The organism is uncultured Roseobacter sp., assembly GCF_947495275.1.
In the GTDB taxonomy this organism is placed as follows: domain Bacteria; phylum Pseudomonadota; class Alphaproteobacteria; order Rhodobacterales; family Rhodobacteraceae; genus Roseobacter.
Genome location: NZ_CANLYL010000013.1, coordinates 13,632 through 29,968 on the forward strand (window position 1 = coordinate 13,632; position 16,337 = coordinate 29,968).

Annotated in this window: 14 protein-coding genes, 1 tRNA gene and 1 pseudogene; 4 read left to right on the plus strand and 12 right to left on the minus strand. The window is 54.0% G+C overall.

The annotated features are described in order from the left end of the window. The first annotated feature begins 27 nt into the window (after positions 1-27). Complete coding sequence (locus Q0802_RS19610; protein ID WP_298921469.1) at positions 28-1,248, plus strand: helix-turn-helix transcriptional regulator; 1,221 nt, start codon at positions 28-30, stop codon at positions 1,246-1,248. Positions 1,249-1,533: 285 nt separating this feature from the next. Here Q0802_RS19610 and Q0802_RS19615 read toward each other — a convergent pair whose 3' ends face one another. From Q0802_RS19615 to Q0802_RS19645, 7 genes are all read right to left on the minus strand, one after another. Further along, positions 1,534-3,618, minus strand: coding sequence for a type IV secretion system DNA-binding domain-containing protein (locus Q0802_RS19615; protein WP_298921470.1), 2,085 nt, complete (start codon positions 3,616-3,618; stop codon positions 1,534-1,536). Further along, positions 3,618-3,977, minus strand: a complete 360-nt coding sequence (locus Q0802_RS19620) for a hypothetical protein (RefSeq protein ID WP_298921472.1) — start codon at positions 3,975-3,977, stop codon at positions 3,618-3,620. Before Q0802_RS19620 ends, Q0802_RS19615 begins: the two co-directional genes overlap by 1 nt. Before the next feature lie 196 nt (positions 3,978-4,173). Beyond that, on the minus strand, positions 4,174-5,055 hold the full coding sequence (locus Q0802_RS19625; protein ID WP_298921474.1) for a hypothetical protein: 882 nt from the start codon (positions 5,053-5,055) through the stop codon (positions 4,174-4,176). A 138-nt stretch (positions 5,056-5,193) separates the two neighbouring features. Continuing rightward, entirely contained in the window at positions 5,194-5,679 is a 486-nt protein-coding gene (locus Q0802_RS19630; RefSeq protein WP_298921476.1) for a hypothetical protein, read from the minus strand. After that, positions 5,666-6,013 (minus strand): helix-turn-helix transcriptional regulator, encoded by a 348-nt coding sequence (locus Q0802_RS19635; RefSeq protein WP_298921478.1) that lies wholly within the window; start codon positions 6,011-6,013, stop codon positions 5,666-5,668. Before Q0802_RS19635 ends, Q0802_RS19630 begins: the two co-directional genes overlap by 14 nt. A gap of 386 nt (positions 6,014-6,399) precedes the next feature. After that, positions 6,400-6,684, minus strand: a complete 285-nt coding sequence (locus tag Q0802_RS19640; protein ID WP_298921479.1) for a hypothetical protein — start codon at positions 6,682-6,684, stop codon at positions 6,400-6,402. Positions 6,685-6,686: 2 nt separating this feature from the next. Beyond that, the gene (locus Q0802_RS19645; protein WP_298921481.1) at positions 6,687-7,217 is read right to left on the minus strand and encodes a DUF3768 domain-containing protein; all 531 of its coding nucleotides are present in this window, start codon (positions 7,215-7,217) and stop codon (positions 6,687-6,689) included. A 192-nt stretch (positions 7,218-7,409) separates the two neighbouring features. On the opposite strand from Q0802_RS19645, the gene Q0802_RS19650 reads away from it, so the two are divergent. Both Q0802_RS19650 and Q0802_RS19655 read left to right on the plus strand, forming a co-directional pair. Next, positions 7,410-8,579 (plus strand): type IV secretion system DNA-binding domain-containing protein, encoded by a 1,170-nt coding sequence (locus Q0802_RS19650; RefSeq protein WP_298921483.1) that lies wholly within the window; start codon positions 7,410-7,412, stop codon positions 8,577-8,579. A 195-nt stretch (positions 8,580-8,774) separates the two neighbouring features. Beyond that, on the plus strand, positions 8,775-10,295 hold the full coding sequence (locus tag Q0802_RS19655) for a recombinase family protein (protein ID WP_298921485.1): 1,521 nt from the start codon (positions 8,775-8,777) through the stop codon (positions 10,293-10,295). Here the strand turns inward: Q0802_RS19655 and Q0802_RS19660 are convergent. The 5 genes and pseudogenes from Q0802_RS19660 to Q0802_RS19680 all read right to left on the minus strand — a co-directional run. Continuing rightward, a pseudogene (locus tag Q0802_RS19660) lies at positions 10,258-10,712 on the minus strand (transposase); the annotation flags it as partial. The gene Q0802_RS19655 and the pseudogene Q0802_RS19660 sit on opposite strands and share 38 nt — an antisense overlap. Before the next feature lie 215 nt (positions 10,713-10,927). Then, positions 10,928-13,075 carry a hypothetical protein gene (locus tag Q0802_RS19665; RefSeq protein ID WP_298921487.1) on the minus strand — a complete coding sequence of 716 codons (2,148 nt, stop codon included), beginning with the start codon at positions 13,073-13,075 and terminating at the stop codon, positions 10,928-10,930. Continuing rightward, a complete protein-coding gene (locus Q0802_RS19670; RefSeq protein WP_298921489.1) occupies positions 13,075-13,623 on the minus strand; it encodes a hypothetical protein in 549 nt (182 codons plus the stop codon). Before Q0802_RS19670 ends, Q0802_RS19665 begins: the two co-directional genes overlap by 1 nt. Positions 13,624-13,863: 240 nt before the next feature. Beyond that, positions 13,864-13,938, minus strand: a tRNA-Asn gene (locus Q0802_RS19675). 81 nt (positions 13,939-14,019) lie between these two features. Further along, positions 14,020-14,931, minus strand: coding sequence for an MBL fold metallo-hydrolase (locus tag Q0802_RS19680; RefSeq protein ID WP_298921491.1), 912 nt, complete (start codon positions 14,929-14,931; stop codon positions 14,020-14,022). A gap of 48 nt (positions 14,932-14,979) precedes the next feature. Between Q0802_RS19680 and Q0802_RS19685 the strand changes: the two genes are divergently transcribed. After that, the gene (locus Q0802_RS19685) at positions 14,980-16,305 is read left to right on the plus strand and encodes an ATP-binding protein (protein WP_298921493.1); all 1,326 of its coding nucleotides are present in this window, start codon (positions 14,980-14,982) and stop codon (positions 16,303-16,305) included. Positions 16,306-16,337 lie beyond the last annotated feature (32 nt).

A 16,337-nucleotide genomic window follows, 5' to 3' on the forward strand; every position in this document is an offset into this window, starting at 1 on the left:
TGTGTATGTACTGTGTAGTGTGTTCCTATGAGCACCGATGAATTTGAAACTGTCCTGCGGGAGTTGATTCGCGAGCGAAGAAAGGATCTTCAGCTGACCCAGACTGAGGTTGCGGGCAAGGTAGGCAGGTGCGACCATTCTCATATCTCCAGAATTGAAAATGGGGTCATCCGTAGTCCGTCAAAGGAAACAATCAAAAAGATAATCGATGCGCTCGGTTACTCAGAGAATGAATTTTACGACAAAGTGAGGGAGGAAGTCAGAAGGCGCGAGTCACAAGCCAATAGCGTCGCAAAATCGACAACCTATAACAAACAGGTTCACGGGTTTTTGTTGGAATATGGAGACCAGATCCAAGGCCTGGGATTTGCTGCGGCAGATGGGAATCTCGTCAAGAGCGTAGAGATTTTCTCAGTTATCCTTGACGACCCTGCTCCCGACGAGAACTGGACCTCTTCGGTGAGGCTGAGGCTGATAAAATCTCTTTTGGAGATCATGAAAAGAAGCGGGAGTGACAAGACTCAGGAATTCTTTGTCAGGATTAACTCTGAACTGGGCGCGCTAAAGCAGTACTATAACAAGGACGATTTTCCGATGGAATGGGCAGAGTGCTTGAACATCGAGGCCCTCTCTTTTATCGCCAGGGGCAGCAGAATTGGCGGCTCCGACGGGCAGAAGGACATGCGCAACGCAATAGTGCGCATCCAGAGTTCTTTAGAAAAAAGGCATCCTGATTTCAATGAGCCAGGTTGGGGGCACAGTATGTACGCCTATGCCCTGGCAACTTTTGAGCATGGAGTCTTGTTAGAAGAAAATGGATTTGACCAGCTTGGCAAGGCGATCCAAGCGTTTCGAGAATCCATGCAAGCGTTTTCTTCCTCCGGGCGGCCCTTCGAGCATGCCCGGAGTTTAGATGGCCTTGCCTCGGCTCTTGCTGTCCAAGGATCAATTTCAGAGGGAGACGCGGCAAAATATCTGCTCAATGAAGCTTGCCATTTCTTTGAGCTGGCCCGTAATTTACGGATGGTCAACCCCATTGAGCACGCTGAAACTGAAGCACATTTCGGTCGAGCACTGCTTGAACTATCCCGATTTGATCCTGAAAATGCTAAGGACCATCTAAATCGAGCAAGAAGAATGCTGGGCAGAGCCCTTACCGTGTTCGACAAAGATCATTGCCCATATCAACACGTGATAGTGTGGCAGCACAAAGAAACAGCAGAGTCTAAGTTCGGAGGCTTGTCCTAATGCTGGCATCAACAGGGCAGTTCAATACGATCGGAAAATGGTTTTGGATCATGGCCGTTTCATTCTCAGAGGAAACGGTTCTACAACTTGATCCTCGCCCAGTCATGAATTTTAACATAATGAACCCTATGCGTTGACGGTCTTTGTCGCCGCAAAGCTAAAATGTCACCCATGAGCAATTCAGGAATGTCACTCTTCCCGCCAATGATAACATGCGTCTCGGAGCGGTGATGGCCCATATCAACGAAGATCAGGATACAAGCGGGGAAATGCCACAAGAACTGATCAAAGCTCCGGCGACGGCGCAAGCGGATCGTCATCATCCTTGTCCGGCGGAATGATCTCTGGCCCATCGCTTTGCGGTTTGTCTTGCTCCTCCGGTTCAGCCTTCTGCTCCCAAGGTTCTGCGTAGCTGTCGCGGCTATGCTGCAGGATGGCCGCCCGTTCGTCCTTTGTGGTGCGCGGCAGCTTCTCCAGTTCGAAGAACGGAAAGGCAATCGGCACCGCGCGGTCGGTCAAGCCGCGCAGGTAGGTGGTGAAGGAGCCCTTGGGCTGCTGCTGAATCAGCTCCGGTGTGGCATGCATCTGGCTTGAGAGCGTGCGGGCATCACGGGCCGAGACACCACCTGCCAGCTTGATTGAGGTATTGGCCTCAAAGGCCTCCTGCAGGCCGCCAGAGAGCTGTCCGAGGTACTGGTGGGCCATCACCATGCCGACGCGGTATTTGCGTGCCTGCGAGAGGATCACGCAGATGTTCGCATCGAAGTAATCCTGCGCTTCATCGATGTAGATCATCGCGGGCAATCGGTCCTGCGCGCGCAGCACGGCGCGTTCCTGCGCCGCCTGCGCGATCAGCGCGATGAAGAACCGCCCGAAGATCTCCGTGCCCTGTTCCTTGAGAAGCGACTTGCTGGTGTTGATCAGAATGAGCTTGCCTGCGTTCAGCTCGGTGAACATGTCGAACTTGGAAACGGGGTTTGCAAACATGCGTTCAAAGGTCTGGTTCTCCAGCACCCCATAAAGGCGGCGCAGCACCTGCGTTCTGGTGCTGGTGAACTCCTTGCTGTCGAATTCGGTCTCAAAGAAACGGCGCGGCGTGCCCTCCAGCTTCTCGATGTGCTCCCGGTATTTCTCGGTCCCACCTGGTTCCATCAGGTCACGCAGGGTGTGGATGGTGGCGTCTGGAATGTGGAACATCAGCCGCGTGACATAGCGAAACACCACCGACTGCTTGGCGGTCATGCCAGCGGACAGCAGTGAACCCAGCACAAAGTCATAAAGCTCGATGATGGAATTTGTGAGGCGTTCACGCTCCAGTGGCGTGTATCCATCAAGCCGGTCCAGACCCACGGAGAAGAGGTTCAGCGATACCGGAAAGGCAATATCCTCGGGATTGATCAGCACGATTTGCTCCGGCTCCAGCACCTTTGCGCGCAGGATGTTGCCAATCAGATCACCCTGACTGTCGATCACCACCACGGATTTGTTGCCAGCGGCCACCTGAGGCAGATCATGCGCGATCAGATACTGCAGGGTCTGGGTTTTCCCATGCCCGCTGCCCGCGACCATATGGGTGTGTTCAAACCGCAGCTCGGCTGGAATTTCAAACGGGGTGCGCAGGGAGAAGAGATCAGCCAACCTCGTGCCGGAAAGATAGGCATCGACAGCGTCATCGCCTTTGTAGTCGCGCGGGAATATGGGATTGGTGCGATGGGTCTGGCGCAGGTTCTGGTCCAGAACCTGTCGCAGCGCCTTGAAGTGGTTATAGCCATTGTCCGCAAAGAACGGGGTGATGACCTGATCAACCGTTGGCCCCAGCGGTGTGAGGAACTGCTGCACGGAGACAAGCACCTCCCCCTGCATCGGCGGGGCCGCCCGCGCAACCGGGGCCAGTGCCTCCGAGATCACCGCCAGCGCCGAGACCAGCATATTGGCATCATGGCGCGCCTGTCCCTGTTTGGCGAGCAGGTCGCGATACCGTCCACCCTCTACGGTGTTGCAGAGCTCCGGTGGTGGCGGGATCTCAGGGCTCAGACCCTCATCGGCAAAGAGTGCGCGCGCCACCTCCAGCAGTTGTATCCGTAGTGGTGCAGGCGTGCGCGCAGGCCAGCGTTCGCACAGCGCGGCATCGATCTCATCGTCACCCATCTGCACCTGTCCGCGCAGGGCATGGTGATAGAGCCGCATGGTCTCAGCACGCGCAATGCGTTCGGCGCGCGCAGGGCTTTCATACCACAGCCGGACGGCAACATAGACAGCAATGCCGATCAGAAACAGCGGTGTGACAATGACAGCTGCCAGCAGCAGTCCAACCACGATGATCGCGGCCCCCACCAGGCTGCCAAAGAGATCGCCAAACTCACGCCCCATCAGAGTTCCACCACGAAGTCATCGGCCTCATCCGCATTGTCACCAATCCAGAGCTTGAGTTGCTGCAGGGTGTCGAGCAACGTCTCCTCGTACCGCTTGGCGGCAGATGGCGTGGCACAGAGAAAACGGTCGGTCTTGCCGTTGACCAGATCACCAACGGTCAACTCAAATTTGCTGTCGCGATCATCCACCTTTGCTGTGGCCGGTCTTCGGTCAAACAGTTTCGTCTTCATCAGCCTGCATTGCCGGATGATCTGGATTTCCTCATGGGTGAAGAGTACGGTGAGGGCCACTTCGTGGTACGTGGTTTTGAAGAGCAGCCCCTGCCGGATGGCGCGGTGTTTGATGGAAATACGCATATGTGCCCTTTCGAGGCATAATTGGGTGGGCGGTATCAGGGCGCTAGAAGGAGCGTCTTTCGCCCTCGCGAAGTTCAACTGCGAATGCAGGTGAAGTCGCGGCCCAAATACCCAGAACCTGTTTCGCTATGATCAGCCATGAGACGCCATGGCCCCCAGACATGACCCCCACAGGGGGTGGGGGGCTGTGTGGGGGTCATGCATGCGCTGACTGTGCGCGTGCCACGGCAGCTGCTCTGTCGGCATACTTCTGCGCTTCCACTTTTGAGCGGAATGTTAGCCCCGCAAAGTGAAATACCCCATCTACCTCCCTGACCACCCCAATGGGCGTCAATTCTTCGACGGAGTCATCTGGTGTTTTTTCTGGTGCTGCTGCGGCGTCGCTCACCGGCTCCAGAATAGGCACTTCAACTCTTGCCGCATGTACCGTTGTCGCATGACGTTCGTCGGTAACCTGATCCGACACTTCGGCGCTGGGGAGAACGGTCTCAGGTTCGGGGTCAATCCGGAGATTGAGCTCGGTTTCCTCAACCGGCTCAGGCAATGCAGGCTGAATGGGGTCAGTTGATGCCTGCAACGCAGCAGGTGCTGTCTGCGCATCAATCATCGCTTCCTCTGATAAAGCTGATGCAGCCTCTGCTGCTTCAGGCGACGTTTCGCGATCTCCATAGGAACTGCCATGCGACTGGGTCTGGTCTGATTGTTCATCCGCCATGGCAGATGCTGCTGAGGTGCGGGCAAACGCTGCATAGGAGGCCGCTGTGGTTTTCCCCTGCGCCAGAGCCTCCCGCGATACCTCGAGCTGCTGCCTCGAGACTTCCAGAACCTGCTGACCGTATTCGGCTGAATCCACCGACGCACGACCCATCTGCACCAGGGCGAGGCCAAAGAAGCCCGCAACCGCGACGATGGCCCCTGGTGCCGCGCCCAGCAGTACCTGCAGTTCGGTCTGACCCCGTATGCCACTGGCTGCGGCGTTGCCGCCAATAAGGGCGACAATCACGCCAATGATAATTACGCCCCATGCGCAAATTGATAAAAAGCTGAACAGGCCGCGTGCGGCTTCATATGATCTCATTTTAAAATCTCCATCGTATAATGACACCAAGTCTGCAGGGTGACGCTGTTGTGCGTCAAATGTTTTCTCATCCGCCGCCGCTCGCACCATCAGAAAACCGCCCCTCCTTGGGCGGTTTGAAAAGAACGCGTAACAGGGCTATCCCATCGCTGCGGCCAGCCGTGTCGGCGGGCCTTTGATGACCTCTTCGGCCAGCGCCAGTGCCTCAAAGAGAACCATGCCGCGCGGCTCGAAATCGAAGATCCGGCGCTTCCGGTCCGGCAGATAGCCGGCGATCTCCGGATGCTGTTCTGCCAGCGCTTCCGCTTCTTCATACTTGGACGGATAGGTGCGCGGGCGGTCCACCGAGACATCCAGCACCATGTTGTGCCTGGCCAGTTGTGTAATGGAAGCGATCAGCGATCTGGACTTCTTGCCTTTGCGACAATCTTCACCACAGTGTTCGGTGACAACGACGTCCGGCTTCAGCTCGTTGATCAGGCCCTGCACAAAGCCGACCAGATCAGTGCCGGACGTTACCGCCTTCACAGTGATGCCCCAGTCCTGCAGCTTGCCATCCCTGAGAAAGACATAGCTCGCCTTTCCCGAGGCCACGGCAATCGCCAGGACACTAAGCGCTGCCATGCAGGGTCTGGTTTTCCAGCCGCTTCCTGAACCGTTTCAGGGAACTGCTGCGGTTAAAGATATTGGCGGTCTGTTTGTCAGGCTCCGGCAATCGCCTGAGCCGCCCGCTCAGCGCTTTCTGGCGGTCTGCCAGCAGGGCGTCGAACAGGCTCTCGAACGAACGGCCATATATCAGCGACAGCTCGATAATCTGCTCAAGGGTTGGTCCTCTTTGACCTTGCTCAAGCTCAGACACCAGAGATTGGTGGCTGGACAGGAGATGCGCCACATCTCCCTGGGTATAGCCCGCCTTCCTGCGCGCAAGACGCAGGTCGAGGGCAAATTGGGTACTCATAGACTTTTGGTTATTTGATAATCGTCCAGAGCTTCAGTCTATGGTGGAAGAAAACGACATCCTAGCAGGCAGGATATCGTGAGGGATGATACGGTGAGTGGTATCGGGCGGAAGGGACGCACATCAGGCGATGAATCGCACGCTGGGGTCCAGAATGCGGGGGCATTCTGGCGACAAACGCCCGTTCATCTCCTAAAGAGACGCCATGAAGTCATTGGCTGACTGGCTGCGCGACAGAAACGACTGATGCGGACAGCAAAACAGGCTGGGCGGCTGTCCCAACCTCAGGGCTGTCACTGGTCTTGACGTATTTTGACGCCAATTCTTTCAGCCTTTGCACAGTGGCAGACAAAAACGCCGCCCCGACTAGGAGGCAGCGCATGGTCTCAGAAAAGTTTCAACTGACGGCTGTCGATGAGATAGGCTTGCCAGACTTTGTCGTCAGCCGCCTCGTCAAGCCACTTGGTGACAAAGGCGGCAACCGCTGCCTCATCCGCAAAGGACCCCTGCGGGACAAAATGCGAGCGATAGCCGGTCTGTGTCACCGGCAAGCGTTCATCGCAGCGCAGCTCGATATGACAGTGACCCGAGTTGAGCCAGTTGGCCTGCCAGCTGACGGTGATCTCCCGCTCGGCCCAGACCATTGCGAAGGTCTTATATCCTTCCCGCATGCTCAGTATTCACTGGCGAGCATGATGGTGAGGACCCGATGCGTCAGTGCCTCATTGGCGGGGTTTTCCGAGCCCGCCGTGCAATCAAGGTTGTATGCATCGATCTTGAAGAAGACCTTCTCGCCGTCAATCTCAACCTCCCCGAAGTCGTGCTCGCCCCACGGATCGTTGTCCCTGGAAAACGCGGTGAAGGTGCGTACCGCATCCACCGCCTGCACGACAAACGCACTCCCTTTGCCCTGAAGGCCGGAGGTGATCAGCATCGTCCCGTTGCCGGTACCGATTGTCCGAAACCGATCATTGAGCTCGCGGATGCGGGTGTTTTGCAACGCGTCCGCTGATACCCACTCCAGCTCAGTGCCGTTCTCACACTTATGACAGTGGGCGTGGTCAAACACATTCTCCAGCTCCCAGAGCCCGCTCTCGCGGTTGAAACAGGCATAGGCGTCTCGCACCACCCGTTCCGAACGGCAGCTGCGGCAGCGCGGCACGCTGCCGATCGCCTCTGCATTTGCTTTCTGATTGGTACCCATCGTTCATCTCCTTTCGATAGGGTACGTCCGAGCACCATTGCTCAGGCGCACCCGACGAAAGGCGATGCGGGTGAAGAACTGTTCCGGGATCATTGTGCCGCCTACAGTGAGTTGGGCAAAGCAGTCACCATATCGGTGTGAGTGATAGCGAAGCTGCTAGCGGCGCGAAGCTGATCGCGAGACGATCAGGCCATGTTCACCCCCAATCAATACACCCTCGGTCTGGCGTATCGCCGCTATCACGCTCCTACACCCTTTAGTCTGGCCACCAAAGACCGCCTGCAGCATCTCCATGTTGTGGGGCAAACAGGGACTGGCAAGTCAACGCTGTTGCAGAGCCTTGCCTATCAGGATGCAAACAATGGCACCGGCTTTTGCCTGATCGACCCGCACGGTGATCTGGCCGAAGCCGTCCACCAGAACCTCACCGTGCCGCACCTCTATTGGGATGTTTCCGATCCGGCCTGTCCGCTTGGATACAACCCGCTGGCCAGGGTCTCGGCGCTGCACCGGCCTCTGGTCGCGTCGGGCCTGATAGAGACTCTTAAAAAGCAGTGGCCCGACGCGTGGGGCGCACGTATGGAGCATATCCTGCGCTTTGCGGTGCTGGTTCTGCTCGAGCAGCCACAGGCGGATCTGCGCGATGTGGTGAAGCTGCTGACCAACAAGGGCTTCCGGCGGCGGGTGGTGGACCAGATTGCCGACGAGCAGGTGCGCTTCTTCTGGCGGATGGAGTTCCCCGCAATGAACTATCAGGGCGCGGCTGACGGTATTTCTCCCATTGCCAACAAGCTCGGGGCCTTTCTATCCCAGCCAGCGGTCCGAACGGCCCTGTGTGAGCCACGGCAGCCCCTGCGGTTTCGGCATGCCATGGACACCGGACAGATACTGCTGGTGAACCTCTCCAAGGGCCGGTTGGGCGCAGACATCACCAATGTTCTGGGCGGTCTGATCACCTCTACCCTGATGTTGGCCGCCTCCACCCGCCATGGCCTGCCCGAGGCCGCAAGACGCCCGTTTTTCCTCTATGTTGATGAGTTCCCGAACCTCACCACCAAATCCTTTGCAGGCATGCTGTCCGAAGCCCGCAAATACGGTCTGGGGCTGATCCTGGCCCACCAGCACCTGTCCCAGATCGACACCGATGTATCCGACGCCATCTTCGGAAACGTTGGCAACCTGGTGGCGTTCCGCGTCGGACCAAAAGACGCGCCGTTTCTGGCGCGCATGCTGCCGCCATTCTCGGTCTTTGATCTGCAGAACCAGCCCAACCACCGCGCCACCCTGCAGGTGATGGCCAGAGGCGAACGTCTGGTGCCGTTCTCTGCGTCAATGTATCCACCATATCGCTCAGCGGGATAAGCTGGCTGCTAGTGCGATGTCGAACTCCTCGTATGCTTGGGAAATGGATAAAGACGAGCACATTCAACGGCATCTGGAGCTTTGCAAACGCGTTTATGAGCGTATGAAGCGCGAGGGCAGTTGGCCGTGGGATGATGATCCGGATTCGCCAAAATCTGACGATGTGGTAGAGTCCGATAATACGACAGATAATGCATGAAACCGTGTTTTGGATACATCCGAGTGTCCACCCAGAAGCAAGGCGATGGTGCTTCACTCGACGCACAAAGAGATGCAATCACGGCCTTTGCGAGTCAGAACAATCTCACCGTCTCCAAGTGGTTTGAAGAGAAAGAAACCGCCGCAAAGTCTGGCAGGCCCGTTTTCAACCTGATGCTCAAACAGCTGAAGCAGGGAAGAGTGCAGGGGCTGATTATGCACAAAATTGATCGATCCGCCCGCAATTTACGTGATTGGGCGTTGGTATCAGAACTGCCAAAATTTGGTGTGAAAGCCTACTTTGCCGCCGATGGTCTTGACATGGAAACTCGGGGCGGTCGCTTGTCCGCCAATCTGCAAGCCGTCATCGCCGAAGACTACATCCACAATCTGCGCGAGGAATGCATCAAAGGCCTACGAGGACGCCTGAAACAAGGGTTGTATCCGTTTCGTGCACCCATTGGCTACCTCAACAATGGACGGGGGCAACCCAAAACGCCCTGCCCGGAAAAAGCGCCTCTCATCCAGCTGGCGTATGATTTGTATGCGTCTGGACAGCATTCCATAAACTCGCTGCAATTGGAAATGCGGGACCAAGGCCTTACCAACCATGGGGGACAGCCGGTCTCGAAACACGGCATCGAAACCATTCTCCGCAACCCATTTTACTGCGGCCTTATCCGTATCAAACGCTCCAACGAGACCTTCGATGGCATTCATGAGCCGCTAATCTCAACGTATCAGTTTAAGCTGGTGCAAGACCTGAAAGCGGGCAAGGCAGGCAAGAAGGTGACGCGGCACAACCACATGTATCGCGGGTTGTTCCGGTGTATCACTTGTGGGCGGTCGATGATCCCAGAGCGACAGAAAGCGCACGTATACTACCGTTGCCAAACAAAGACTTGCCCAAAGAATATCGTCCGCGAAGATCGTCTCGATCAGGCAGTTCGGAATGCGTATGAGATGGTTCGTATTGGCGATAACGACGTCACCAAGATCAAAACGGACTGGCTTGCGTGGCTGCACAATGACGAGCGTCAAGGCATGCTGGCGTCGCTCGACCTGCGCATCGCCAAAGCTGAAGAACGGCAGCACAGATTGACTGATCTTTTGTTGGATGGGGCCATCGACCGAACGGTACACGATGATCGAAAACACGCCCTTTGGTTTAAACTTGCTACCCTGCGTGAAGAACGTGCTGAACTGGCCAAATTGGATCTATCAGAAGACCAACTGACACAGTTTCTCGAACTGGTAACTAACCTTGCAGAGCTTCATATCTGGCTCAATGTAGACGAAAAACGGTATTTACTCAAAAACTGCTTCTCGAACTTGGTGGTTCAGGCAAACGAGCCAGTACTTGAGCCATATTCTTGGCTTTCAAGCCGCGATTTTGGGGAACTGACCCCTCTGGTGAACCAGCTCGGACCACTTCTCGAACTTTTATCGTGCCTGAAGATATCCACCAAAGCAGCCGACGAAAGCCCCAGCTCTTCTTGGCGTTCGTCAGCGCAATAAGCCAATCAGCGATCAACTCATTCTCATCGCTGAGCTTGGGCTGATATCTATAACAGGTCTCGCTGATCGAGAACGCCCGGCAAGCTAGAGCGATGCTGGCGGATCGGTAACGCACCGCCCATTCGGCCATCTCTTTGCGCTGAGATGGCCTCACCACTTTTTTCCAAGCGCTTCCTTGAGCAAATCGTTCTGCATGCTCTTCTCGGCATACATCTTCTTTAGCCGTTTGTTCTCTTCGTCGAGCTCTTTCATCCGCGCCATCAGGCTGGCGTCCATGCCACCGTATTTGGAGCGCCATTTGTAGAAGCTCGCGCTGCTCATACCATGCTCGCGGCACAGATCAGAGACAGGCACACCATTCTCGGCCTGCTTCAGGATCGCCATGATCTGCGCATCGCTGTATTTCGATTTCTTCATCAGAATCTCCTCTTTCATCATTTGAGAAAATTCTACTTCAGCACACCCCTAAATTTCGGGAGGATTACCATCCACGAAAACTGTGCAGACTTACTGCGTCATTCAAACAAAGCTAAAGCCCACATCAAATAGATGCGGGCTCTGGTTTCGTTCCAAATAACTTTACATAGGTTATCATGATAGAGAAATTTGTCAAAAACGCTGCAAAATCAAGACTATGCTGCGATTGACTCAAGGGTTACAAGCGCTCCCACAAGATCGCTAAATCGCCGCCGATTTTCATTTGCGGCATACTCGCCGTCCTCGTTTGACATTCTATGAATCAAGTTTTGCCCAAACTTTGATCTGGACGCATTCGCAATCAGGACCCGTTCCCATGGAAATGCGCCGGAGCCATCGCTCTGCAGTCTTTCCATTGACCGGCTCGCTGCCTCTTCGCCAAGTGCAGCACAGGCGAACTTCGAAACAACGCCCAAACGAGGGACCTTTCCCACTATGTCAGTTAGCTTACCAATATCTTTTGAGGCATAGGCCGATACAATTTTAGCCGCCATAGTACCAACAGATTCGCTATCTAGTTTTTCAGGCATTCCGAGCACCTCATGACCAACAAAGGTTAGGTACTCAGTCAACACTCCAAAATCAAAAGTTCGGATTTCTCGTTTTGCAGTTTCAGCTGATCGTTGCGTGCCGTATTCTGCTTCAAACTTTAGTCTTCGCAACGTACCATTTGCTCGAACGTCATCTGGTATATCTGGGGTGAAGTCGTTTGCATTGGTCCCACTTGACCATATAGGAATTGTGGAAACACCGCTTGGATCAAATTCATTCTCTTCATGGATCTTATTCTCTATTCCAAAGCGCGTTGAATCGTCCAAACGTTCAAATTCATTGTTGACGATAATATCGAGGAGTTCTGCTACACCTTCGTTCTCAGATGCATGTATACTGAGTAGAGATACCACCTCGGCTTTACGATTCTCTCCGTAGTGCATTAGCAGTGCACCTAGTTGCGAAACGGCGTAATAATTGACATCTGGTTTCTCAACGTTACTCCGGAGAAGATCCTCGGCTTCCTTCCAATCTCCAGCCTCATTTCGATGAAAAAGCAATTTCGCCAGATGGTTTTGCGATGGCTCGCTTGTATAGGGACGAATTAACTCGATTGCTTCGACTAGATTCTCTCGACTTCCTGTAGCTAAAAGGAGCTTGGCTATCGTATTATCAAATATCTCTCTAACATGGTTGTTTTTTGTAAAATCTCTATACGAGCTCAGTAGCCCCTTGGCCGCTTCAAAGTTTCCGTGATCCTCAAATAACCTATGAGCAGTCGTGGCAATCAGTTTGTGTTTTCTCCCGAGGCCCGTGTTAAGTTTCTTTTTTAACTCAGGTATGAAGTTTTCGTTGTTCATCCGAGTCCAATTTCGATTTATCATTGCCGCTAGGGAGACGGTTTCGTATCGGACACTTTCAACATTCCCAATCAGGCTTATTAGCGATTCAATGCCATCTTTTATTTGATCGAAGTATTTTGATTGACCGTTCAATCGACAGTACTCTAACTCGAGAAATCGATTGAAGTGAAATCGAGTTTTCACCATCCTGGCGAAGCGAATGCGGTTTTGAAAGTCATATTCTGTTCTTTCGAAAGATTTCAAAAGCGCAAATGCTATTCTCTCACTCTCTGGTCGCCGCCGGAGGCCTTCCCAAAGAACTAAGGAAGCTTCTTTGGAAGCACCCAATTTTAGGAAACTTGTCGCCCATTTTATCCAAAGTCTTTCATCCGTGGCATCAAGAGAAAAAACCTCACGAACTGTTGCGTCTATTAGGTTATGAAACTTCGGATAGTTGATCTCAGCGTTCGACTGTCCAGATTGAATGATTTGGTCAAGAGCGAAGCCCACGGGTTGATAGTCGCCTGATGTACGAAAATAGGCCACATACTTCTCAAGAATTGGCAGAAGGCGAATAGCATCCCAATCTGAATCTGCTGCATCGATCTCTGTTAATATTTTGGTTAATTCAGTGTGGTTCGGAAGGATTGTAGATGGTTTAGATTGAGGCACTTCACTGAGAGAGAAGAACGCACGTTTGACCTGGACGTTGATCGAACTGCTGTTGATAGTTTTTGTTAAAGATTGATAGAATTGTTCGGTGCCAGCACGCCGTAGGTCACGACCAAGAAATGCAATACGTTCTTCATCTATCCAATCTTGTTCACACCACTCTTCCAGTTCGTTCAGAATCTCGCCAATGACAGTCGCTTGGTTTTCATCTACCGCCACTAGTGAACGAAACGAGGCGAAGTCAGATTGCCGGAACCCAGAAACCATTCTTCTGATTTGGTCTTTATCAACTTCCATCAGAAATCTGGGTCCAAATGAAGCTCGATACCGTGGTGTCGAAACTGATTTGCAGCGTTCTTTAAATGAACATAGATTCGATCATCGTGATACCCATACCTGCCGGAACGCCTGTTGATCGACCAATAAGGGTCGGGCAAGTTGCTTTCAAACCTAATTTCACCACCAATTCGGCCCTTAAATGACAATGCATCACGCAGTAGCGACGGATGTCCTAGTTTGCGAACAAATTTTGTAAGCGGAAAATTCTGCAGCTTCGCAAGCCCAGTTGGAGTATTATCATGAAACATTTCTTCCATTGCAAATCTTACACGGCCACGATCATCGACGACCCAAATTATTGTTGTGTCTACTGCAAGAACTCTTCCGGCTGAGAAGCCTTGTTCAGTGTCCTCCATGAAGCGCTTGAGGTAGTTTGCGCTGTCGGTGTCTAGTATAGTTAAAGAGTGAGGGTCGTGTTTTTCTTCCCAAGGATCTTTCGCTTCTCCGCTCGATCTCGGCATAGGATCTTCAAGCTTTCCGAAGAGTTCATCTAGTTCTTGAAACATGCTTCTCCATTCAACTGCAAATAACCTCAAATCAATAAAACGTAACCTTATTCCACCAAATCAAGGGGTAGGCAACACTTTTGGGGTGCACGAAGTGAAGTTGCATAGGCCTCAGTAGGGTGGGTTTTGATTTCTATATCAGTTTCATACAGTCTAGATGGTCTGAACAGAAAAAGAGACTAAAAAGAGACTAAGAAAAGCAAAAAGGCTTAGCATTTTCTGCTAAGCCTTTGTAATTTATGGCTCCGGCGGTAGGGATCGAACCTACGACCAATTGATTAACAGTCAACTGCTCTACCGCTGAGCTACGCCGGAACGGTCTGGGCGATATAGCAGCGGTGTTTTGCTTCGTCCAGAGGGAATTGCAGGATTTCTTGAAAATCGAAACGGACGAGTTTAGCGCCGTTCGAATTTCGTATCAGCGCTGAGATTACCATGAGCGGATACGTGGCTTTTTCCCATAAGATCAATGAGATGCGCAAGAACGTTACGGGTCGCGGCGGCAAGCAATTCCGAAGGTGAGTCCAGATAGATCGCGCGCGCCAGCGCTTGTGCATTGGCAGGGCCCGCAGCCAGTGCTTCAAGGATTTGTTTCTCGCGCGCGCGCCGATGTGAAACAAGCCAGTCGAGACGGTTATTTGGGTGATCTATCGCCGCGCCGTGACCTGGATAAAAAGTCTGCCAGCGTCTTTCTTGCAGGCGCGCACAAGACGCCATGAAATCCGTAAGATCACCGTCTGGCGGCGATACCAGTGAACTGGCCCAACCCATCACGTGATCCGCGGTAAAGCAGATGTCGTCCCAGGCAAAACAGATATGATTTCCCAGGTGCCCGGGGGTGTGGATGACGTTGAGCATCCATTCCGCGCTCTGGATGATGGCGTTGTCTGGCAGGCAAACATCTGGTGAAAATTCGGAATCAATCCCTTCGCCGCCCGCGATCAAACCGGATTCTGCAAGGGATTGCATGACCGGTGACCGCCCGGCAGTTGCGTTGCCAAATGCATGGATCGGGGCCCCGCAGGCATCCTGCAAACGCCGCGCGAGGGGTGAGTGATCCAAATGGCTATGACTGACGAGAATATGCGATATACGAGCGTCCGGGCCGATCGCATCCAGAATAGCCGCCAGATGAGCACTATTGTCTGGACCGGGGTCGATGACGGCAATCTCCTTCATGCCCAAAAGATAGGTGTTGGTCCCGCGATAGGTCATTGCGGAAGGGTTTGGTGCAACGATGCGGCGCAGGCCCGGACGCAGGGTTTCTGCATACCCGATCCGTGGATTGAAACTGTCAGGCGCCAGCATGGCTATTCGATCTTTCTAAAGGGCAGGGGCGTCGTTAGGGTTTAGCCCATGTCGTTCGTCTGGCTCAAACATTATATGCCGCGCAGCCTCTATGCGCGGGCGGTTCTGATCCTGCTGTTGCCGGTGGTATTTGTTCAGTTGGTTGTAACCGTTCTGTTCCTGACCCGCCACTTTGAAGGTGTCACGCAGCAGATGACTGATACGGTCGCGCGGGAGATCAGGCTGGTGCTTGATCTCGCCGACACGGCACCGGATCGTGGGTCCGTCAGTAGCGTTGTGATTGAGCAGGCCTCTCAGCTTGCGATCACGGCCTTGCCGGTGAGCGTGGCAGAAATGCCTGAAACCAACATGCGAGATTGGTTCGATTTTTCGGGGCGCGTGATCATGGCAAGGCTGCCGAGCGAGCTTCGCAGGGTCGAGAGGATTGATTTGACCGAATACCGGAGGGTGCATGTGTTTGCAGATACCCGCCATGGGCCGGTCAAAGTCAGTTTTGACAGGCGCAGGATATCTGCGTCCAACCCGCATCAGCTGTTCGTGAATATGCTGTTTTTTGGTGGGTTGATTACGGTTATTGCCATTCTCTACCTGCGAAATCAGCTGCGTCCGATCAAGCGATTGGCGCGTGCCGCAGAGGCCTTTGGCAGGGGCCGACATGAGCCTTATACGCCATCAGGCGCGGTCGAGGTGCGGTCCGCCGGTAATGCCTTTCTTGATATGCGAAATCGGATTGAACGTCAGATCGAGCAGCGCACCTTGATGTTGTCAGGCGTCAGCCATGATCTACGCACCCCGCTCACGCGCATGCGGTTGAGCCTGTCGATGCTTGAAGATGACGAACGGGCGCTGCTGGAGCAGGATGTCGATGACATGCAGGGCATGCTTGATGCCTTTTTGAATTTCGTGAAGGGCGCGGGGGAGGGAAAACCGGAAGCTGTCGATCCTGTCGAACTCGTTTCAAGTGTTGTTGAAGACGCCCGCCGTGCCGGGCGCAATGTCGCGCTGATGCCCACTGATGGGGAAGGTGGCGGTACGGTGAAGCTCAATATCGCTACCATGCGACGCGCGCTGGACAACCTGATCTCAAATGCCGTCCGCTACGGCGCGCGTGCGGAGGTCTCGGTGATGCTGACCGAAAAGACTCTGCGGATCAGGGTTGAGGATGACGGTCCGGGCATCCCCGAGGAACGCAGAGCCGAAGCGACCAGACCATTCACGCGGCTTGACCCGGCCCGCAATCAGGACAAGGGGGGCAGTGTCGGCTTGGGTTTGGCGATTGCCACGGATGTAGCGCGTGCACATGGTGGTGTCCTGCGGCTCAGTAGTTCCGACCGATTGGGTGGGCTGCGCGCCGACATCGTGATCGCGCGCTGACCCTGACGGCTCAAGCTTTCAACCGCTCCTTC